Origin of the sequence: Cryobacterium sp. GrIS_2_6, from assembly GCF_035984545.1 — a bacterium.
Lineage (GTDB): Bacteria > Actinomycetota > Actinomycetes > Actinomycetales > Microbacteriaceae > Cryobacterium.
On the sequence record NZ_JAXCHP010000001.1, the window covers coordinates 4,156,786 to 4,178,183 of the forward strand.

Annotated in this window: 14 protein-coding genes and 1 pseudogene; 10 read left to right on the top strand and 5 right to left on the bottom strand. The window is 58.3% G+C overall.

The window, feature by feature from the left end; genetic code table 11:
• Positions 1-669 precede the first annotated feature (669 nt).
• A complete protein-coding gene (locus tag RCH22_RS20180) occupies positions 670-1,320 on the top strand; it encodes a GNAT family protein (protein WP_327015369.1) in 651 nt (216 codons plus the stop codon).
• Here the strand turns inward: RCH22_RS20180 and RCH22_RS20185 are convergent.
• Together RCH22_RS20185 and RCH22_RS20190 are read right to left on the bottom strand one after the other, a co-directional pair.
• Positions 1,317-3,314, bottom strand: a complete 1,998-nt coding sequence (locus RCH22_RS20185) for a YcaO-like family protein (RefSeq protein WP_327015370.1) — start codon at positions 3,312-3,314, stop codon at positions 1,317-1,319. The two genes, RCH22_RS20180 and RCH22_RS20185, sit on opposite strands and share 4 nt — an antisense overlap.
• Positions 3,315-4,632: 1,318 nt before the next feature.
• Positions 4,633-4,974 carry a ribbon-helix-helix protein, CopG family gene (locus RCH22_RS20190; RefSeq protein ID WP_327015371.1) on the bottom strand — a complete coding sequence of 114 codons (342 nt, stop codon included), beginning with the start codon at positions 4,972-4,974 and terminating at the stop codon, positions 4,633-4,635.
• A 453-nt stretch (positions 4,975-5,427) separates the two neighbouring features.
• Between RCH22_RS20190 and RCH22_RS20195 the strand changes: the two genes are divergently transcribed.
• The 6 genes from RCH22_RS20195 to RCH22_RS20220 are packed head-to-tail and all read left to right on the top strand — an operon-like array spanning position 5,428 to position 17,939.
• On the top strand, positions 5,428-6,996 hold the full coding sequence (locus RCH22_RS20195) for a type I restriction-modification system subunit M (RefSeq protein ID WP_327015372.1): 1,569 nt from the start codon (positions 5,428-5,430) through the stop codon (positions 6,994-6,996).
• Positions 6,993-8,177 carry a restriction endonuclease subunit S gene (locus RCH22_RS20200; protein ID WP_327015373.1) on the top strand — a complete coding sequence of 395 codons (1,185 nt, stop codon included), beginning with the start codon at positions 6,993-6,995 and terminating at the stop codon, positions 8,175-8,177. The genes RCH22_RS20195 and RCH22_RS20200 overlap by 4 nt, the downstream gene beginning before the upstream one ends.
• Positions 8,174-11,296, top strand: a complete 3,123-nt coding sequence (locus RCH22_RS20205; RefSeq protein ID WP_327015374.1) for a type I restriction endonuclease subunit R — start codon at positions 8,174-8,176, stop codon at positions 11,294-11,296. Before RCH22_RS20200 ends, RCH22_RS20205 begins: the two co-directional genes overlap by 4 nt.
• Complete coding sequence (locus tag RCH22_RS20210) at positions 11,296-13,728, top strand: AAA family ATPase (protein ID WP_327015375.1); 2,433 nt, start codon at positions 11,296-11,298, stop codon at positions 13,726-13,728. The genes RCH22_RS20205 and RCH22_RS20210 overlap by 1 nt, the downstream gene beginning before the upstream one ends.
• Before the next feature lie 30 nt (positions 13,729-13,758).
• Positions 13,759-17,388 carry a hypothetical protein gene (locus RCH22_RS20215; protein WP_327015376.1) on the top strand — a complete coding sequence of 1,210 codons (3,630 nt, stop codon included), beginning with the start codon at positions 13,759-13,761 and terminating at the stop codon, positions 17,386-17,388.
• Between the two features lie 23 nt (positions 17,389-17,411).
• Positions 17,412-17,939, top strand: coding sequence for a hypothetical protein (locus RCH22_RS20220; RefSeq protein WP_327015377.1), 528 nt, complete (start codon positions 17,412-17,414; stop codon positions 17,937-17,939).
• Here the strand turns inward: RCH22_RS20220 and RCH22_RS20225 are convergent.
• Positions 17,923-18,318, bottom strand: a complete 396-nt coding sequence (locus RCH22_RS20225) for a hypothetical protein (RefSeq protein WP_327015378.1) — start codon at positions 18,316-18,318, stop codon at positions 17,923-17,925. The genes RCH22_RS20220 and RCH22_RS20225 overlap by 17 nt on opposite strands.
• A 146-nt stretch (positions 18,319-18,464) precedes the next feature.
• Between RCH22_RS20225 and RCH22_RS20230 the strand changes: the two are divergent.
• The 3 genes and pseudogenes from RCH22_RS20230 to RCH22_RS20240 form a co-directional block, all read left to right on the top strand.
• Positions 18,465-18,647 (top strand): annotated as a pseudogene (locus RCH22_RS20230) (hypothetical protein); the annotation flags it as partial.
• Between the two features lie 12 nt (positions 18,648-18,659).
• On the top strand, positions 18,660-19,085 hold the full coding sequence (locus RCH22_RS20235; protein ID WP_327015379.1) for a hypothetical protein: 426 nt from the start codon (positions 18,660-18,662) through the stop codon (positions 19,083-19,085).
• A gap of 338 nt (positions 19,086-19,423) precedes the next feature.
• Positions 19,424-19,870 carry a hypothetical protein gene (locus RCH22_RS20240; RefSeq protein ID WP_327015380.1) on the top strand — a complete coding sequence of 149 codons (447 nt, stop codon included), beginning with the start codon at positions 19,424-19,426 and terminating at the stop codon, positions 19,868-19,870.
• On the opposite strand, the gene RCH22_RS20245 is transcribed toward RCH22_RS20240, so the two are convergent.
• Together RCH22_RS20245 and RCH22_RS20250 are read right to left on the bottom strand one after the other, a co-directional pair.
• On the bottom strand, positions 19,867-20,280 hold the full coding sequence (locus RCH22_RS20245; RefSeq protein ID WP_327015381.1) for a hypothetical protein: 414 nt from the start codon (positions 20,278-20,280) through the stop codon (positions 19,867-19,869). The two genes, RCH22_RS20240 and RCH22_RS20245, sit on opposite strands and share 4 nt — an antisense overlap.
• Positions 20,281-20,569: 289 nt before the next feature.
• Positions 20,570-21,376, bottom strand: a complete 807-nt coding sequence (locus tag RCH22_RS20250; protein WP_327015382.1) for an IclR family transcriptional regulator — start codon at positions 21,374-21,376, stop codon at positions 20,570-20,572.
• Positions 21,377-21,398: the final 22 nt, after the last annotated feature.

Consider the following 21,398-nt stretch of genomic DNA (forward strand, 5'->3'; position numbering starts at 1 on the left):
TGAGCTCAATGGTTGAGCGAACTCTGTATCCATCACCTGGCGTGGCGAGGTCTGGCCAAGATTCACTTATCAACTCATTGACGCGCCGCCAGTTCGCAGTCTTGAGACCCTGTTAGCGGCCACGAAGAACTGCCCATACACGGCCACGGGCGAGCCCAAATACGGCCACCAGCCGATGACCGTCTGTGGGCAGGCCGTTCGTCGGAGCACCTGACCGAATTGGTCCGCCGCAAATACTGTGAACCGGTCGGAATCCCCTCTCTGAGGTCTCCGTGTAGGCACGTTAATCTCGTGGAACGCTTCTCTCCGGCCCTGTCGCGGTTCCTTGCCGCCACACGCCACGGGGGCAGCTCCGGGACGTATCCCGCCACCTATCCGACGTCGAACCGGCGGCCCGCGGAGCCTGAACCCGATACCGAGCGCGACGGCGTAGATCCGGAATCCGGGGCGTCCCTGCCGACTGAATCGGGCGTTCCCTTTGGCCGCCAGTGGGCAGCTCCAATGGCCATACGCAGCAAAAATCCCGATTCCCTATTGGCCGCGTATGGGCATTTTTCGATGGCCGCCGACAAGACCCTAGGGAACCGGGCCATGGTGCGGTTCGAATCGTAGCGAATCGTGTCCAGATCTTTCTCGCGCATTGTGGAGCGAGCACGTAAAGATGGAGTCGTGAGAGACTTCGAGATCCTGAGCGCTATGGCGACGACTCGATTGACCTACGACGGCCTTACATTGCAGGCGATTTCCGTCAATGGCATCGAAGAACTGGCCGGTGCTGCGTCAGGTGTAATCCATTCGGATGATTACATGCCATTCGGATTCCCGTGGTCTGCTGGCACGCCAGAACAACGCGTCCACCACTTGCGGAGTTGGTATGCGGCTCGACTTCGGGAAGCGAACCGCGAGAGATGGACATTGATCTTCAGCGTGCGTCTTGATGGCAAAATCGTTGGCTCCACGAACCTCTACGCGGACCATTTCTCGGACCAGCGCACGGTGAGCACAGGGTCCTGGTTATTGCGTGGTGTGCACGGTCGTGGGATCGGTACCTCAATGAGGCTAATGCTTCTTGATCTTGCTTTCGGACACCTCGGTGCGGACCACGCGACGAGCGAGGCCTGGGAGGACAACTGGCCGAGTCGTCGAGTCAACGAGAAGTGTGGTTATCTCCTCTGCGGTCAGTATGAAAAGGCTCGTGGAGACGGTACGGCGACGATGCTTCAGTACTGTTTGCCGCGCGGCCGTTGGGCAACGGAGAGCTCCACGGCCCGACAGGCCATCGTTGAGATTGATCCACGGCTTGCCGCTGCATTGCTCTAGGAGAAGAAGTGCGGCGCGCTGTTGGGGTCGCGGGTGGGCTTCCAGCGACCGCCGAACCAGATCGCGCGTAAGCCCGTGTTCAGCGCACGGACCACGACCAGGTCGGAATCGGATCCTATGTCGAGATCTACGAAGCAGGTGTGCGCATAGAGCTGCTTGTATGATCGCTGGTCCACGTCCGTGCATAGGTTGCCGCTTGGCCCGTCAAAGAACCACCTGACACTCGAAATACTGCCGGGGCGCTGGTACGCGACATAGTGACGCACGTGCGCGCCCGTGCCGGTACTCATTGCTCGCCTGGCTGTGAGGTAGGTCGCATACGCGTCCAGAAAAGCTTTCTCGATCGCTGCGTTCGCTGAGGTGTCTGCCGCCAGTCCGAACCCGAGCAGTGCGCCTTGGGCGCTGATGGCCGCGCAGAAAAACACAGGAACAACGGCGTCCAGTTGCCCGAATGCGACCTCGATGCCAAGTCCCTCTAGTTTCGCCAACTTTGATGCGAAGATGCCGAGCGGAGGCCTGACACGTGCCGGAGGACGTTGAGCAATCCAATGCCTCACGAACGCGTCGCGCTCGATCAACTCAAGCAATGCCGACCTACGGGCCTCACGCAGGGTGGTGTGCGCCGCGACGCCGTTCGAGGTGGCGGTGCCGCAGAGCCTCCTGCCCATGTCCAGGGAATTGACAGGGAAGTAGATGAGTTCGACGGGAACTATTGTTGGCCCGTCTGCCTCGCTTTCGCCGATCCGCCACTGATAGGAGCTATCCGAAGCGTCAAATGGTGCGAACTCAGACGGCTCCGCTGTGAACCCCGGGAGATCGTCGGGGAACAGCACTCGGGTGTCGAAAACGCGGTACCGCTCCTGAAGGATGTCCGCGGACCCGTGCACGTCTATCTGCAGGCGCCCGCAGGTCTGCCGTTCGACGAACTCCGATCGTGCTTTCACTCCTGCCAGGCTTTCGGCCCAATGAACTCCCGTCGCATACGCGCCGGATGGAGTGCCATCTGCGGCTACTATCGGGATCTGTGCCACGATGATGCCCGAAGGCTCGTTCTCGCTGTTGCTTGGATCACCAAATGACGAGAACGATGAGAATGCCAGCGATGGCCGGTTTGGTTCCTTGACGAGCTCTCTGCTGTCGTCCACAAGTCCAAACCCTACGACTGTCGCAGGCGCGAACGAACCAGAGTCTGTGAGCCGCGCAAGTGCGCCGTCGTTGAACGCGCCCCACTCCAGGGCACCCAAGTTTCGCTCCACGGCTGCAAGATGGATCATCTGAGCAACGTGGCCGGCTTCGAGAATGCTGTATCGGTAGCCCCGGTTCGCGTATTTGGCTGAGTGAATCCGTGGATCGAAAGATATGATCGCGATCGCGGCCGCACCATGAAGGAGACTTGCGCTGTCGAGAGCATTTTGAAGCTCGCCAGTGTCGAGCGCCGGGGCATCACGAACTCTCAGCATCGCTCCAATGGGATCCCAACAGTATGAGCGCCAGCCGGAGTCGGTATCGGAACGGTGAAACAAATCTATTCGGCATGAATAAAGGCCTCCAGCTGAGGGTGTGGCCCGGATAGCTGCACTGTATGCAACTGCAAGCACGTCCCGGACCTCAGCGAGTGGCAGAGGGCGTACGGAGAATGAACGGCAACTGCGCCGACGGCTGGCAAGCCTGAGCAGCGGCCCTGACACATCACCAGGTTCCGAATGACGGGGCCAGGTGTGCAATCGAGCATGCGACACGACATCGGTATGGTCCATCGCCGACCCGAAATGCTGAGGGTTCACGGTTGTCGCATGGAATGGACGCCAGAGCTGCTCGGCTGCGGCGATGGACCCTGCCTCAATCAGATACGTGACCAGCTGACCGACTGCACCCCCAGTCTCATAGGTATCGCTGAGGTCGCCCCAGGTCGTGCGACCGTCCATGGCTTCGAGTAATGCAGCAATGCGTCGTTCAGGGTCGCGCAGAATGGTCTTACGCTCCGTGCCGTCCACGGTCGTCGTTCCTTCATCGGGGTTATGAAGGATGAGCGCTGAAAGACGTGGGCGCAAAGTGAGTGGGAGCCCCTCTTTCGAGGAACTCCCACCATCGGGGTCAATCAACGCGCTCAGTTGGGGTCAGAGCACTGGCAATCGAGAATCAGGCTGTGCGACTCAGCGCTAGTCGAGTGTGACATGTCGCTGAGGATGAGTTCCTTCACAATGGTCTCCTTTAGCCGGGTGCGCTCAGCCTAGTGACTCGTCGTGCCAGAACGCAATGCTCTAAGAGGTGCGATCTAACCCCGCCCAATGTGGAGACCAAGAAAGCACTCACGCGCATCCAAACAAACCTCTGCGCTTCCACGCTGTTCGACAATCTCCCAAGCTCGGGCGTACGCCGGATGAGCGGCATGGCGGTCACGGTCCGCGTCAAGCACCGCGCGCAACTCTGGGTGGAGTGCCACATATTCATCCAGGAGTGCGAAGACCGGTACGTGGGTGAGTGTGACGAACGATAATTCCGTACCCCAACGGAATCGCCACGCGTCGCTCAGGGAGCCGCTCCGTGAGCGGCCGATTTCATACGCATTATTTAGCGTGAGTAGTCGGTGCGCGAGTTCATGGAGCACGGTCATCTGCATCAGCAGCGGACTTCGCGTCGGATTCAGGATGCCGGGTTCGCTGATCGAACCGCCCACCCAGGGGCAGACGTAGAAGATGTGCGTTGCCTCCGATCCGTGCACCCCGAGGCAACGTTCGAAAAATCGCACGAACGCGACGCCGTCCCCTGCGGCGAAGGTATCGAGACTCGTGGCAACGCGGCGAAGTTCACTGTCATTTGGATAACGGAGACCGTACTTTTTCGTCCAAGCGTCTTCGTGTTCACGCGGGAGCGACGTGAACAGGACGCTCGAGAAGCGAACGCTGACTAGTGCACCGGGTTGTGTCCGTCGTAGAGGCATTCGTGCGCATGACTATGAGGTGTCGCGCGCAAATTGTAAAGCCCCTCAACCACCGCGAAGGGCGCGAAATGGATTGGGGTGCTCGATTTTGTCGCTCCTCAATCCGTTCGTAGATACCTCCCAAACCTGCTGTCGTTTAGACAACACTCGCGAATAATGAGTTGATGGCTCAGATGGACGGCACACAATTATATTTCGTGCGGGATGGCAATGCCTGTGACTATGGCGATCACGCTTCCTTTCGTGGGGGTTGACTCCAGCCGATGGTTAGAGATTGATCCCCACGAACGAAGTGGCAGGTCATGGATGCAACGAGAGCCCTGGTGGCGAAGCGTTGAAAGCCTCCAGCCGACCAGGGTCTCGTCTGTCGCTCAGTTGCCCGGAGTTTTGTCCTTGGCAGCGTCGCGACTCGGGGGAGTGACCTTTTTGGTGGGCTCCTTTGCGAAGATCGCCTCGATGGCGTTGCGCTTGGTCTGGGCCTCGCGCTCGATGTCCGCCCGGACCGTTTCGGCCCGCTTGAGCACTTGCGGATCGGACTTGCTGCGTTCGATCCAGTTCTCAAGGGCGACACGGATTTCTTCGGTGACGCTGCGGTCGTTGAGCTGGGCGATGACGTCCAACTGCGCCCGCAAGTCATCCGTGATGCGAACCGCAAGGGTACGCATCTGACTACTGGCTCCCGCGAACTGCGGGAGCCCCGATGCCTCACTCATGTGAGCCACCTCCTCATTCTTGGTGCGGCCGACGAACCGGGATGGTTCCTCTTGAAGCCGCACGGCAATGAGGAGCGGACCTCGAATTATGCTCCGATCGCGTAGGAGTTCAATCTTCCGATCGCGAGAATCTGTTGTAGAAATCGCAACTCAGGCTTGTCGGAGTCTCTCGATCCCAGTGCTCACCAGGGTTTAACGAATGTGCTGATCGTGTTATAACTAAGGGCAGATTGCAGCGTAAGGTTCGAGGGAGCTCCCGGCTGCAAGTGAAACCGACTCGCGGGCCGGCCTGTGCAGAGGCCTCGTGTCGCAACTCGCCGGTATCGTTTTGATCAGGCTTGAGGAATATTAACGCGCACACATCTGTGCGGAGGAGATCACGCATTACATGACGTACCCAACAACGAACGAACGAGCACTGGCGAGCCTTTCTTCAAGGCCGGTGGGGTGGTAGTGGCTCCTACTACGAGGGAAGCCCAGCGCGCACAACTGCACAAGACGATCTGGCGCATCGCGAACGATCTGCGGGGCAGCGTTGATGGCTGGGACTTCAAGACGTATGTGCTGGGGATTCTCTTCTACCGCTTTATCAGCGAGAACCTCGCCGCATATTTGAACGGCCTCGAGCGAAAGGCTGGTGCGCCAGACTTCAGCTACTCGAAGCTTGCCGACTCTGAGGCAGAGTTCGGGCGGAAGGTCACAGTTGAGGAGAAGGGTTTCTATATCCTCCCGAGCGAGCTCTTCGAGAACGTGCGGAAGCGTGCGCCGCGTGATGAGAATCTCAACGAGACCCTTGAGAGGGCCTTCAAGAACATCGAGGGTTCCGCAGTCGGTGCGGACAGCGAAGACGACATTAAGGGTCTCTTCGACGACTTGGACGTGAACTCCGCCAAACTCGGGAATACCGTCGCCAAGCGCAACGAGAAGCTGGTCAAGCTGCTTGATGCGATCGGCGACCTGAACCTGGGTGACTTCGCAACCCATGAGATCGATGCCTTCGGCGACACTTACGAATACCTCATGCAGATGTATGCATCTGAAGCCGGCAAGTCTGGCGGTGAGTATTACACCCCCCAGGAAGTGTCTGAACTCCTGGCGCGCATCACTGTCGTCGGCAAGACCGAAGTCAACAAGGTTTATGACCCAGCAGTAGGGTCTGGGTCTCTTCTGTTGAAATTCCAGAAGGTCCTCGGCCCGGGAAAGGTCCGGCAGGGCTTTTATGGTCAAGAGATCAATCTGACGACCTATAATCTCGCCAGGATCAACATGTTCCTGCACGACGTCCCCTACGAGCAGTTCAACCTTGCTCACGGCGACACTCTGATCGATCCGCAGCACTGGGACGATGAGCCTTTCGAGGCCATCGTCTCCAACCCGCCGTACTCGATCAATTGGGAAGGTGACGCGAATCCGCTGCTGATTAATGATCCGCGTTTCGCCCCCGCGGGAGTGCTCGCTCCCAAGTCGAAGGCGGACCTCGCCTTCACCATGCACATCTTGTCATGGCTCGCCGTCAACGGTACAGCGGCGATTGTCGAGTTCCCCGGTGTCATGTACAGGAGCGGGGCTGAGCGGAAGATCCGCAAGTACCTCATCGATAACAACTACGTCGAGGCTGTCATCCAACTCCCACCGGACCTCTTCTTCGGCACCTCGATCGCGACCTGCATCCTCGTGCTAAAGAAGTCGAAGACGGACAACTCGGTTCTTTTCATCGATGCCTCCGCCGAGTTCGTGCGTGGTGGCAACAAGAACAAGCTGCTTGCTGCGAACCGGAATCGAATCCTTGACGCCTTCACTGCGCGGGAGGACATCGCCCACTTCTCGAAGCTCGTGCAGAACAGCGAAATCGCCGGGCGCGAATACCTGATCTCCGTCTCGTCTTATGTCGAAGCAGAAGACACGCGCGTCGCCGTCGACATAACAGGGCTCAACATCGAGATCGCCCAAATCGTCACGCGCCAGTCCGAGCTTCGCACTGCGATCGACTCGATCGTCGCGGACTTGGAGGGCGCATCGTGAGTCGGATTGATGACTTGATCGGAGAGCTCGCTCCGAAGGGGGTTCGATACAAGACGCTCGGAGACGTCGGCGATTTCATTCGTGGCAACGGTTTGCAGAAGAGCGACCTCACTTCAGAGGGTGCTCCTGCGATTCACTATGGACAGATCCACACCTACTACGGCAGGTGGACCAAGGCTACGAAGTCGTTTGTCAGGCCTGAACTGGCCGCGAAGCTTCGCCGGGCGAAGCCTGGTGATCTCGTAATCGCGACAACTAGCGAAGACGATGCAGCTGTGGCGAAAGCGACGGCTTGGATCGGCGATGACGAGGTCGCGGTAAGCGGTGATGCGTATATCTACCGCCATTCGGCCGACCCGAAGTACGTCTCCTACTTCTTCCAGTCCGAGCAATTTCAGGAGCAGAAGAGACGCCACATCACGGGAACGAAGGTTCGTCGTATCTCGGGTGACTCGCTCGCGAAGATCCGAATCCCCGTGCCACCTCTCGATGTACAGCGCGAAATCGTGAGAATCTTGGATCACTTTACGGAGCTGGAAGCGGAGCTGGAAGCGGAGCTGGAAGCGGAGCTGGAAGCGCGGCACCGTCAGTATGTCTTCTACCGGGATTCGCTACTCGCTATTGCCGATTCGAGTACTTTCTGGTCGCTGCTTGGTGATGTGGCGAGCGTGTGTGTGGGCCAAGCGCCACCGCTGGGAGTAATTACGGAGGTCGGTCCATTCGCTTTCATAAATGCGGGGACGACCGAATCCGGCCGCGCGTCGGAGGCAAACACTGCCGGTGACGCAGTAACAATTCCATCGCGAGGCCAAGGAGGGGTTGGAATTGTTGGCTATCAGACTGAGTCCTTCTGGTGTGGTCCGCTTTGTTACCGAATCACCAGTTCCACTGACGGGCTGAGGACCCGCTACCTGTATTTCTATCTCAAGTCGATTCAGCCTTCGATCCGCGGCCTTCAGCAGGCCGGCGGAACGCCTGCGCTTAACAAGAAGGAGCTCGTACTCGTAAGGGTGCCAATACCTCGGATCGAAGAACAGGACCGGATCGTTTCGCTTCTCGACAAGTTCGATGCTCTGGTGAATGATCTCAGCGTCGGCCTTCCGGCTGAGCTCGCTGCTCGTCGCAAGCAGTACGAGTACTACCGTGATCGCTTGCTGACGTTCGAGGAGGCTACAGCGTGACCGACACGATCCGGACCCACTTTGAGCCGATCGTGGTGTCGGCCGAGAGTACGGTCGTCGCTGAGTTCATTCCTGACACCGCTGCCGAGGCGGCCTATCAGTCCGAAGCGGGCCTTGAGCGCGAGTTCATCGAGCTCCTGCAGTCTCAGGCCTATGAGTACCTCCCGATCACGAGTGAGTCCCAGCTCGTTGCGAATCTCCGTACCCAGCTCGAGGCGCTGAACTCGACTAAGTTTTCCGACCCCGAGTGGGAAAATTTCTTCACTGACCGGATCGCTGGAGCAAACGACACGATCGAGGCGAAGACGATCCGTATTCAGGAGGACCACGTCCAGCTCCTGAAGCGCGATGACGGCTCGACGAAGAATGTCATGCTGATCGACAAGGCGAATGTCCATAACAACCGCCTGCAGGTAGTTAACCAGTACGAAATCGGCCAGGGCGAGGGCGGTGCCAGGCGCTCAAACCGTTACGACGTCACGGTCCTCGTCAACGGCCTTCCGTTTGTGCATGTCGAGTTGAAGCGTCGCGGGGTTGACATCCGTGAAGCGTTCAACCAAATCGACCGCTACCAGCGCGACAGCTTCTGGGCTGGTTCCGGGCTCTTCGAGTACGTCCAACTTTTTGTCATCAGCAACGGCACATTGACGAAGTACTACAGCAACACCACCCGCCGACAACATCTGACTGAGTTGTCATCAAGCTCGGCGGCTAGGGTGCGCGCGAAGAAGACGTCCAACTCATTCGAGTTCAGTTCGTGGTGGGCGGACGCCACCAACAGGCCGATCCAGGACCTCACAGGCTTCACACGGACATTCTTCGCCAAGCACACTCTTCTTAACATTCTGACGAAGTATTGCGTCCTTACCGCTGATCGAATGCTGTTGGTCATGCGCCCGTATCAGATCGTCGCGACCGAGCGAATTCTGCAGAAGATCGACGTCTCGACCAACTACAAGCAGCTCGGCACTGTCGGCGCGGGCGGCTACGTGTGGCACACCACCGGCTCGGGTAAGACGTTGACCTCATTCAAGACCGCGCAACTTGCATCACGCTTGCCATCAGTCGATAAGGTCCTCTTCGTCGTCGACCGCAAAGACCTCGACTACCAGACAATGCGCGAATACGACCGGTTCGAGAAGGGGGCAGCGAACTCAAACACCTCGACTGCGGTACTCAAGAAGCAGCTTGAGAACCCAAACGCACACATCATCATCACGACGATTCAGAAGCTGGCGACGTTCATCGGCGCGCCGGCAAGCAAGGGCCACGCCATCTTCGGTGGGCACGTCGTGATCATTTTCGACGAGTGTCATCGCTCGCAGTTCGGCGACATGCACGAATCAATCACAAAGGCTTTCAAACGGTACAACTTGTTCGGTTTTACAGGCACGCCGATCTTCGCCGAGAACGCCGGGAGTGGTGGTAACCCAGCGCTGCGCACGACCGAGCAGGCATTTGGCGAGAAGCTGCACACCTACACAATCGTCGATGCGATCAGCGACAAGAACGTGTTGCCGTTCCGAATCGACTACGTCAACACCATCAAGCTGCCGGAAGGCATCACTGACAAGCAGGTGTCTGCGATCGACACCGAGCGGGCGCTGCTTGCGGTCGAGCGCATCCGTCAGGTCGCCGCCTACACGCTTGAACACTTTGATCAGAAGACCAAGCGCAGCAATGGCTACCAATTCTCTGGAGTCACCAACATTGCGGATGTGGCTGCGGGCAGAAACCGTGTTGATGAAGTCAAGGTGTCACGGCGAGTTAATGGCTTCAATGCGATCTTCGCGACCGCCTCGATCGACGCGGCCAAGCGCTACTACAACCAGTTTGCCATCCAGCAGCGGGAGCTTCCTTCCGACCGCCGCCTGAAGATCGGCCTCATCTTCTCTTACGCAGCCAACGAAGCCGAAGGCGAGGGTTACCTCGACGAGGAAGGTTTCGAGACAAGCTCGCTCGACGCATCGTCGCGCGACTTCCTTGAGGACGCGATCCAGGACTACAACGACTTGTTCGGGACGAGCTACGACACCTCCGACGACAAGTTCCAGAACTACTACAAGGACCTCTCGCTGCGGCTGAAGAACCGCCAGCTTGACCTCGTCATTGTTGTGAACATGTTCCTTACCGGTTTTGACGCGACGACCCTCAACACTCTCTTCGTGGACAAGAATCTGCGCTCCCATGGGCTCATCCAGGCATTCTCGCGAACGAACCGAATCTTGAACTCGGTCAAGACATACGGCAATATCGTCAGTTTTCGGGACCTCGAGCGGGAGACGAACGACGCCATCGCGCTGTTCGGCAATAAGAACGCCCGCGGTGTCGTCCTTCTCAAGCCGTACGGCGACTACTACGGCGAATACGCGAGCAAGGTGCAGGATCTACTTGATTTCTACCCACTAGGTCAGCCGATTATCGGAGAGGCTGCGCAAAAGGAATTCATCGCACTCTTCGGCTCGATCCTGCGACTCCGGAATATTCTGACGTCCTTCGACGACTTCGTGGGAAACGAGATTCTGACCGAGCGCCAGGGTCAGGACTATCGCAGCATCTACCTTGACCTCTACGCCGAATTTCGCAAGGAAAAAGACTCCGAGAAGGAGTCGATCAACGACGACGTCGTTTTCGAGATTGAACTCATCAAACAGGTTGAAATCAACGTCGACTACATCCTTATGCTCGTCCAGAAGTACCGTGACCAGCGCGGCGACGGAGACGACAAAGAGATTCGAGCGGAGATCACACGCGCCATCGACGCATCGCCTTCCCTCCGCAACAAGAAAGACCTCATCGAGGCCTTTGTCGATCGTGTGTCTGCGACCGGCGCCATCGACGAGGAGTGGACCACTTACGTGGCAGCGCGGCGAGCAGCTGAGCTCGACAAGATCATCGAAGAAGAAGATCTTCGCGCTGACGAAACGCGCGAGTACGTTGAGCGTGCATTTCGCGATGGTGCGATCCAAACCAGCGGCACTGCAATTACACGTGTCCTTCCTCCGGCCTCCCGCTTTTCGCCCGAGGGTGGTCATGGCGAAACGAAGCAGCGCGTCTTGACGAAGCTCGGGGAGTTCTTCGAGAGATTCTTCGGGCTGAGCTCGAGCGGAGGACAGTAATGCTCCGGCGGCTCGAGTGGATCAAGAACTGCGGAATCTTCGAGGACTACCGCTGGGAAACCGCGCTGCCAGAACTCGCACGGATCAACGTCATCTACGGGCCGAACGGTTCGGGGAAGACATCGCTGGCCGGAGCACTCGATGGACTTCGAAATGCTGAGGACGGTGAAGGCTACAAACGCCTGTCGATCGCGCTTGACGACAGTGGCACCCAACGGGTCACTGCTGGGCAAGACGACGCACTCTTCGGTCGGGTCCACGTCTTCAGCGAGCACTACGTGGGTAGGAGCCACAAGTTCACGCCCGCCGAGGTCGAGATGGACGCGGTTCTGACGATTGGCGAGAAGTCAGTGGACACGGAGGCAAGGCTTGAGGCACTCCGCGAGACCGTTAAGACGAAGACCGCAGACCGAGACGCTGCTGCTGCCTCGGAGCGCAGGGCAAAGCAGGCTGTCGACGCCGCATATGGGCAAGTGTCTCAACAAGTGGTCGACGCCGCGAGCCGCGCTGGTGGGCGGTGGCACTCGCGCAGCAACTTCAGCGCCGGGATGGTGCGGACTGCATTCGCCAACTCTCATGCATCATGGGCCGCGCTCTCCGAACAAGACCTGCGGGAGAGGATCAGCGTGATCAACTCCGATAAGTCAGACCCTCAGCCGGACGATCAGCTGGTCGTGCCGGCACTGGAGGATCTAGCTGCGCGCTTGTCGACGGCTTTGAGCCGTACCCCGTCAACGATCATTCTCGACACTCTGGCGGCTCACCCAGAGGCCACATCCTGGGTCGACGAAGGTCGCCACCTGCACGAGGGCATCGATGTCTGTCTCTTCTGCGGCTCACCGCTTACAGCCGAGCGCCGGGCTCTCATCGACCAGCACTTCTCCGACGAGGTCGAGCGACTTCAGGCCGGCCTCGGTGGGATCATCCGGGAGCTGACGGAGATGGAGACGGGCACGAGCACAGCGCTCACCAGCATCCCGAGCAGGGGACTGTTCTTCGAGGATCTGCGCTCGCGCTATGACGAGGCTGCGAAGTCACTACGGGATGAACTTACGGCGTTGCGAACCTGGGCGTCCGCAGCTCGAGTGCGCGCCGAGGCCAAGGCGGCGAATGTACTTGCCACTGTGGAGGCCGGTGTCGATGAGTCGCCAACGGTTGCCGGATCAGAACTGATAAAACTCCGACAGGAGCACAACGACCGGGTCTCGAAGCACGGCTCGCTTGTGCAAGCTGCGGCAAAGGTCGTCGAACTTCACTACTTGAAGCGGGCCGAATCTGGCGTGAAGACAAACGCCGACCTTGCGGGCACCGATCATGTGAAGGTGGAGAAACTCAACGGTGAGCTGGTGGAACACGCCGCGGAGATCACGACGCTTGAGGCCGTTGATGGCGACCCGATGCCCAGCGCGAAGGTTCTCACGGAGGAAGTCGCCCGACTGCTTGGGCGCAGAGAGCTGAAGTTCGAAGCGGTCGATGGCCGCTATCGCGTAACGCGCGATGGGCAGCCTGCAATCGGGCTCAGTATGGGTGAGCGGACTGCGATCACACTGATCCACTTTCTCGAATCGGTTGCGAAATTCGATGAATCCAAGGGCAAGGCGATAGTCGTGATCGATGACCCGGTCTCGAGCCTGGACAGTGACATCTTCATGGGCATCTCGACATACATCTGGGCCGAGTCGGTTTCGAAAGACCATATCGCGCAGGTCGTTCTCCTCACGCACAACTTCGAGCTGTTCCGGCAGTGGGATGTCCAGATCGAAGGGCTGCCCGGGCGTGGCGGAGCGAATTCCAAGTACCCGTCGTCGCTCTATGAGATCCGGCCGACCCACGTCTTGGTCGCGGGCAAGTCGAAGCGACGGCCGCGACTCGTGGCATGGCCGTCGACGCCCGAAGTGCGCAAGAAGATGCGCTCGACCTATCAGCACGCATTCATGACCGTCGCGCAGGCGCTGCAGCATCTCCAGGCCGACGACTCGATGGAGCACAAGCTTGACGCGCAGCTGCTCTTTCCGAACGTGGTGCGACGCATGCTCGAAACGTTCCTCGCGTTCAAACATCCCGAATGGGTCGGCAACTTCACTGAGGCGATGCGGAAGTCGAAAGACCTCCTTGAAGCGGGCGGATACAAGGGGGATGCGGACGCCCTGCGGCTGAGGCTTACGCGCTATTCGCATGCGCACTCGCACAGTGAGACACCGTCAACTGACATCACGGTCAGCCCACACGAAGTAGCAACGGCGATCGGCGCTGCGTTCGAGTTCATGAACTGCCTCGACCCGGCTCACTTCACGGGTCTCTGCGAAGTTGTCGGGATTGACCCGAGCGCACTTCTTCCGCCAGTCCCGGCTGAGGACGCCGAAGAGAAGGCCGTCGAGCTGGTGCTCGAGGAGGCGGAGCTGCTCGCGGCTGGCTTCATAGGTCTCACTTGATGTTTGAAGAGTCGACGGTTGGGACGCAGCATGGCGAGTATTGAGACTTCGCCAGAATCATGGTGGGACGCCACCCGCACAGAGGTGTTTCGGCTGCTGTCCGGTCTGGAGGACAAATCTCTCGCCGGTATGTACAAGCTGGCAATCGATTTGATGGCACATGATCCGGATGAAGGCCTCGAACGTGCGAGGCTTTCAAGCGTTGGGCACTCCTTTCGAGAGATTTTGAATAACCTCCCGGAAGCGCTAAACGACGTCCCGGGCGTACCCGCACGTGGGCATGATGACGGCAACAGTGCCAAGCTTCTTGCTGCTCAGATCGAAGATGTTCTCCAGACCCAGGGTGCTCCCAATTTGGATGCGAGCGGAAGCGAGACGGATGTTAGAAACCTAAGTGCCCCGGGTGCTTTCTTCGATGCGATGAACCAATTTGCTACTGAACACAAGGAGGTCAGCAAGCGGGTAGCACGCCGAGATTCCGCTTCCGTTCTGGGGCGGGTCGATCCTCAAGATCCGGCGCTGAAACCTTGGACAGCTGCCCGAGCGTTCTTCATGAGAAGAACGCATCTAAACGTGGGCCAGACGACCAAGAAGAGTTCGACGATTCCCTCCGACGCTGAATTCAAACTTCATATCTCGAATATCGAGGCCTCTCTAATAGCGCGGCTTGGCGCCTTTTTCGACACGGTCAAGTCACTCGAAGACATCCTCGATGTAGCAAATCGCCGACATCCCCAGACGGAGGACAGAGGAGTGAGCTCGCAGTCCAATGGCTTCGACCAGCCCACGACATCTCAGGTCCATGCCGCACTAGCTCGACTGACGTCACTTCAGCTTCGTCGAGCGTTCTACTCAAAACTCGCAAACCCGTTGTGGGTGGCCCCACTGCACGCAGAAGGCGCGTTCTCAAACCCTCCGGCAATCGAACGCCTGGATGACGGGTCATACCGAGTTGATCCTTGGCCGGAGATCGACTATCTCGTCAAGATGGCTTCACTCGCACCTGAAGAGGTCGTCATAGCCCTCAAGAATGCAGCGAACACTGACAATCCGTGGGTACGCCGTGGAATTTGGGAAGCAGCTACGTCTCTCCCCGCATCCTGCGCAGCGTTGCTTGCCCCAGAGATGCAGGGTTGGGTGCAGGAGAGTCTTGGCAACTCACGAACTGACCCACGGGACATCTCCCGCGTCATTGTGATTCTTCTCGAGGGCGGCGAACACAAGAAGGGCGCACGACTTGCTGACGCATTCTATGAGCCACGAGCGCCTAGGGAAAACCCCGAGTTTGGGTTGCCGGAACCAACCTCTGGAATTGAGTCCTACTGGTACGCCGATACTTTGCCGGGGATCTCCGCAGCGCTGGGTGCTGCTCGCCTCAGGACCCTCCGCAAATGGCTTGAAAAGTACCAGTTAGGTTCCAAGTCGTTCGATCCACAGACCAACGAAGACACCAGCTACGTATGGCGGCCTTATGCGACGGGCGGTTCTGCGCATCATGCGCATGAGATAGGTGACGCGCTTGTAGACGCGGTGCATTCGGCCGCTCTTGAGGCTGCGACGTCGGCGCCTGCCTCCCTCGATACGTTGTTCAAGAGTGCCCAACCGCTGTTGCGTCGCATCGCCATCGATGTGCTGAGTGAAGCGCTCATCGCCGAACGCATTAAGGTCGACGGCGACCAAGCGACGGAGTTGCGAAGATCAGAGTTGATTGCCCGAGCGGCCGCAGTTTTGACAGATGTGTCGTTTGTTGAAAACGCCTACCGACCTGAGTTCGTCAAGCTTATTAGGGCTTCAGCCCAATGGGGCACCGCTATCGATATGGCTCCCCTCATGGCGACCATCGAAGAAGGGCCGCCAGCCCTTCTTGATGAACGTCGTGGCCGATTGTCGAGGGAGGGAGACACGCCAGAGGAGACCGAGGCTCGGATTCAGAATTATTTCCAAAATTGGCAACATGTCCTACTCTCTGCGATCGGTCGTGACAGCCTTACGTCCCCCTTCGCAGATCTGCTCAACGAGCTTGACTATGCCAGAGGGGTAATCGAGCATCCGAATGAGCCAGCCTGGCAAGTTCAATCGTTCAGCGGTCCGACAAGCCCGCTGGATGCCGAGCAGGTCAAGAAGATGTCGGATGACGAGCTGCTAGCGCAGCTAGCCTCATGGCACCCCGACCCCAGCGAGTGGGCTGGCCCAACCCATGAAGGACAAGGGCGAGCGGTCACTGAGTCATTCACGACTCAATCAGGTCGTCTGGCGAGCCGAGCAGACGAGATCAAGGCGCTACGCCCGACATACGTCAGAGCGATACTTCGTGGTTGGGAGCTCGCTCATGAGTCCGGCGGAGATCTTCCATGGCACGAGGTGGTCGCCATCTGTATTTGGGCTGTCGACTTGAATGACAATGCAGTCGTGCTGAGCGAAGGCGACGACTTCGACGACGACGTCAACTATCGCAATCTCAAGTTTCAAGCTTTGCAGCTCCTTGAATCCGGCCTCAACCGAGGGAACAAACCGGAGGGCTCACCGATCCCTGTGGGCGAGATCCCGGCAGTCGAAAGCGCGCTCACAATGCTCGTGGCTCACTCTGAGCCTTCCGTCGAATATGAGGCCAAGCATGGCGGAGACAACATGGACCCGCTCACCGTGTCGTTGAACACGATCCGACCGATGGCGCTCCGATCGCTGATCAAGCTTGTGCATCGAGATGGGGAGTCGGCATCGGTGCCCACCGCGCTGGCAACGCTGGAGGCCCACATTGGAGATGCGGACCATAGCCTTGCTGTCGCCGCGGTTTACGGAGAGGGACTAGGTCGGCTTTATGACTCCGTCAAAGACTGGACTCTAGATCACATAGAGGAAATGTTCGGGACGGAGAAGTCTGTCACTCCGAAGCAACAAGTCGCGTTCTCGACTGCGCTAGCGGTTCACAGCTACCATCCCGCGTTGCTGAACACACTTAGGGTGCCGATCCTGGCAGCACTTAGGCAACTTTCAAGTGGAGACCAAATCACTGGCTGGAAAGGGATGCGGTCCTTTGATCAGCTCATCGGAGACTGGATTCTTCTCGGCTTCGTGACGGGTTCCATCGAGCTTGACGACGAACTCATGATCGAGTGGCTCCGTTGCACAGGGGCGGAACTCAGGGGCAACGTCCTCGGCCATCTTGGTTGGCAGATGATGCATTGGACGGAAGTGGATAAGACCGTATTGCAGCGCGCGATGGAGTTCTGGGATTCCCGTGTGGCGCACGTCAAAGCCACGCCTGCCGACGCGGCGGAGCTCTCAGACTTCTACTGGTTCATTCGAAGTGGAAAGATTGAGGCGGTCTGGTGGCTTCCTCGATTGCTCGATGTTGTTGCGTTAGTTAGGGATTTCCGTCCACGCGGAATGCTGGGGGAGCCGCTTGCTGAGGCTGGGTCTCATGACCCCGACACGGCGTTGGCCATTCTTGAACGGTTGATGAACGGAGCCGGGCCTGACGATCAGGTTTCGCGTTATGACCTATACGAGAATGCGATTCCGCAGGTGCTAGCCGCTGCCCTCGATGCCGGGCTTCCGGCTCTGACCAAGCGCGCCAACGATTTAATGAATCAACTTGGTGCGGCCGGATTCATCGATGTGCTGGATCGCGTCAAGAGCCGTCGGATCTCCGGGAGCTGAGCCCGCGAGTATCGTGAATCGGTATGACCAGTGATCACGAATTTCCAGCGGGGATGTTTGGGTTCGTGCCCGGTTGGTTGCCGAACATAATCGGCCGGATAGTGATGGTTGCCGCACTCGTTGAAGGCAAGGTTGACAGCCTGCTCATGAACCTAAGCGGCAGGTTACAGAACACATACGCGGGCAAGCCCGTCGGTGGCAACATCGATCTGTGCCGTAAGGCGCTTGTATTGCTCGCAGATGACAACGCTGAGTTTGCGACGAGCACTCGTGCGTTGCTCGACGATGTCGAGTCGGCCCTGAAGCGGCGCAATGCCATTGTCCATAGCCTCTGGCCCGATAACTCCATCGAGGCCGCTCGAGGCTGGCGCAATCTGCCACCAGCGCAGAGAGAACCGTCCGTTCCGAGTGTCGAATCCGCTTGGACGGAATGGGTTGAGATGGACCGCCACGGCTTCAACGACCTTGTGGCAACGCTCTTCGATCTCGTCGACCGGCTTGTTGACGCAATCGCCACTGCAGGTTCAATTCCCGCTACTCGGAAGGTCTGAGCAACGAGGCTGGACTCACCTCAGCGTGACAAAGGTCAGCGTTTGTTGACGTCTCCGGGAAGTACTTCAGTCCGACCACTACCTTGGCTGGCGTGCCGCCCTCTCGCCAAAGTTCAAGCACGATGTTGAACTGTACGGTTCCATCAGCGGGGTTGGTCTGTAACCGATAGATGTAGTCGTTGCTCAGCTCCGCTTGGATGGCTGCGGCCAGCGCCTCGGGGGAGAGATCGTCGAGGCCGGCAAGCTTGAGGAGCCCGAGCTTGGAGTCCCCGTGGAGATAGTCGTTCTTGCCGTCTGGAAAGACGACCTCAAAGTTCTCGAGGGCTAGCGGCTCGTCCGAGATAGCGTTGAGTGACACTAGAGCGTCCTCTTGGTACATCGGCAGTACCTCGATTGGATCTTGTAGCTGAGCAGCGGCGAGCGGAGCTGCGAGTTAACGCTCACGACCTTCAGGCCGTTCTCCACGAATGGGTTTCCGGTATCAAGGCGGCCTCTGTCGCTCCGGTCACCGCGCCGGCGCCGAAGGCGCAAACTAGTAGTTGTGATCCTAATTACTCGGGCGCCTGCGTCCCGATTGCCAGCGACGTTGACTGCGCGGGTGGCAATGGCAATGGCAATGGCCCAGCCTACGTGTCGGGTCCGGTGTATGTCATTAGGTCGGATATCTACGGCCTTGATCGCGACGGCAACGGGGTCGGTTGTGAGTAGGAAGCGTGTCTTATGAGCCAGGAACTAATCATCGGCGTGATTACGGCTGTGGCAGTAGTGTTTGCAGCTGGGATCAGTACGCCGCGGTTATTGCGCGACATCCGGACGACCATCGCGAAAGACATCGATATCTATAACGCGCTGCCGGACGCGTCTACGGCCAAGGCTGCGCTGCTGGCGCGGATCGATGTCCAGATCGGGGAGCTTGATACGCACGACAAAGCGCGCAGTCAACCCATCGGTATCGGGCTGGGCATTTCGTTCCTAGTGATCGGCGGCGCATTGCTCTGGCTGCTGATTCTGCAGGGCGGTTTGTGGTGGTGGGCATCGCCGATTGTGCTGACGATTCTGGTCTTTGGTCTGGCTGGACTAATCATCTCGTCCCAGAAAGTGCTTCGTGACGAAAAGGGCAATCCGATTAAGGCTGTCAAGAAATAGCTCGGAGGGATAAGTAGCCTGAATTATTTTCGGGTGGCCGCGTGCTTAGCGGCCAATACAGTGGGTGGCTCATTCCGCTTTCTTGTAGCTAGCGAGGTTTCGTTCTTCGTTGTCTCGTTCGGAGCATAGTTTGGCCGATGACACGACTTACTCACACCACCTACCATCGCCAGCATTATCAACTTCGCCGTAAATGGCTCGATCGTCATGGCGACGCATTCACGATGTTGACTGTCGCTCAATATGAAGTGCGGGCCGGTCGATGTGTCAATCGTGCGGCTTCCGGCCACCGCTCATGCTTGACGATTGGTCGCACTCGGCTCATAGTGACTCGTCCAATGCCGCGCCTCACCGATATCGACTATCTAAAGAACCGCGCTGCGCTCCGCGAAGAGTGGGTCCTTCGAGATGGCACCGCATTCGTCATGCTTATCCCGACCGAGCAAGTCACGCTTCACGACTACTACGAGCCGGCGAGAGAGATGGGCTTTCTCGAGTCCGTCGAACATCGACGGCAGATTTCCCGGACGCGGCCATCGCTACCGCATCAGGCTGGTCGGGCGTTCGCCAGGATTCAGCCATTCCTCGACATGCCTATGTCGGAAATCAGCACGCCGCCACCAATGACCAACATCCCAGGTAAGAAAAGGCGTCGAGTCAGCGTCTTTAGTCAGGTCAACGCGCATATCGATCCAGCGGTGATCGCCAAAATAATCATTGCCGCGGCCAAGGAAGACGCGCATCGAGATCGGCACGCAGCTGAGGAAAGGAATGACGTAGCCTAGCGCCCGAGTGCTGGCCGGATCCGTACTCCCGACATTCGTAGCGCCTTGATGATGGTGTGATTATCGAAGCCGAGTTGCTTACCGACAACCATGCTCGAGAGGCCATCTGCGTACAGATCGACCGTTCGAGCAATCTGCTCGGCGTTCATACTCTTTGTTGTCGCGATGCCACGATTGCCCAGATGCTTCGCGACCGTCGTACGCGACAGCTTGAACTCGACGGCAACTTGCCTGATGCTCTTTAGTCTCACGTAGCGAGCGACTAACTGGTCAATCTCTGCAGCGCGGAGCTGCCGCGCCGTCTTTGGACTACGTCGATCAGGTTCGCTCTTCCTCTGGTCGGCGCGAGCACGGGTCAGCAGTTCACCGGGATTAACGCCTACTGCGCAATCTTTGGAGTAGTTGTGCAAGACCCGCACACTTTTTCGGACCGGAACGGGCCTTATTGGCGGTTTCGATTAGTTAGACAGACGATATCCGCCGCAACTCTTTGTTTCTATGTGTGTACTCATGTATGTACCAAATGGGGATTGGTTTGCACCCAGTCGGCAGGCCCGCGAGTCGGGGGATCCCTGCGTTCCTGAACGATCCGGCTGCACTCAGTGTGGCATCGACTCCCGCCCGCCTGTCCGTCGTACATGGAATATGGGGACGTGGGCGAATGGCGGCCGACACTATCCGAGGATCAGGGCTGGAACCTCACGCAGGATCAGCGTGGAAGGTTCGTCCCGCGTAGCCGAGCTTCCTCGAAATGGCGAGAGCGGTTTGGTGCATCACGGGTTGAAGAGCCTTCATCCGCTCAGCTGGCATGTAGGGGGTGATGGCCGAGACGCTGATGGCTGCGACGACGGCACCACTTCCATTGTGCACAGGTGCCGCAACACAGCGAATTCCTGGTTCATTCTCTTCTAGGTCGAGTGTTGAACCTTGTTTGGCGTACTTGGACATGCGGGTCAGGAAGAGCTTTCGGACGTCATTCGGAGTATTGAGTCCGTGGTGCTCTCGGTCGAACACGGCTTCCCAGCGGTGCGGTTCGTCGAGGAGGAGTGCTTTCCCGATGCCCGTTTGGCTCAGAGGCATCCGGTAGCCGATGCGCGAGCGCATTTCCGCGCCGCGCGAGCCCGAGATCTTGTCAACATAGAGAACCTGTCCTTCTTCCTCGATGGCCAGGTGAATGGTATCGAGGTACTTCTTGGACAGAAGTTCCAAGAAGGGGCGGGCAACGGTGGATGCCGGGCTTTGGTACAGCGCCTGGAACCCGAGTTCGATGAGGGTCGGCCCAAGAGAATAGTCGGCGCCGTGAATACTGCGCAGATACCCGAACTGTTCCAAGAGTTGGACGAGACGGTGAGCGGTGCTTCGGCCTATACCTGTCGCCAGACACACGGATTTCAAATCGGTGGCGCCAGTCGCCACTGCGCGCACTATTTCCAGACCGCGGGAGAGTGTTTGCGTTCCTGGCGGGTGGGATTCGACGTTGTTGGACGTTTGCACCGGGTCGGTCATGTTTGCTCCCGCTGGTGGCAGA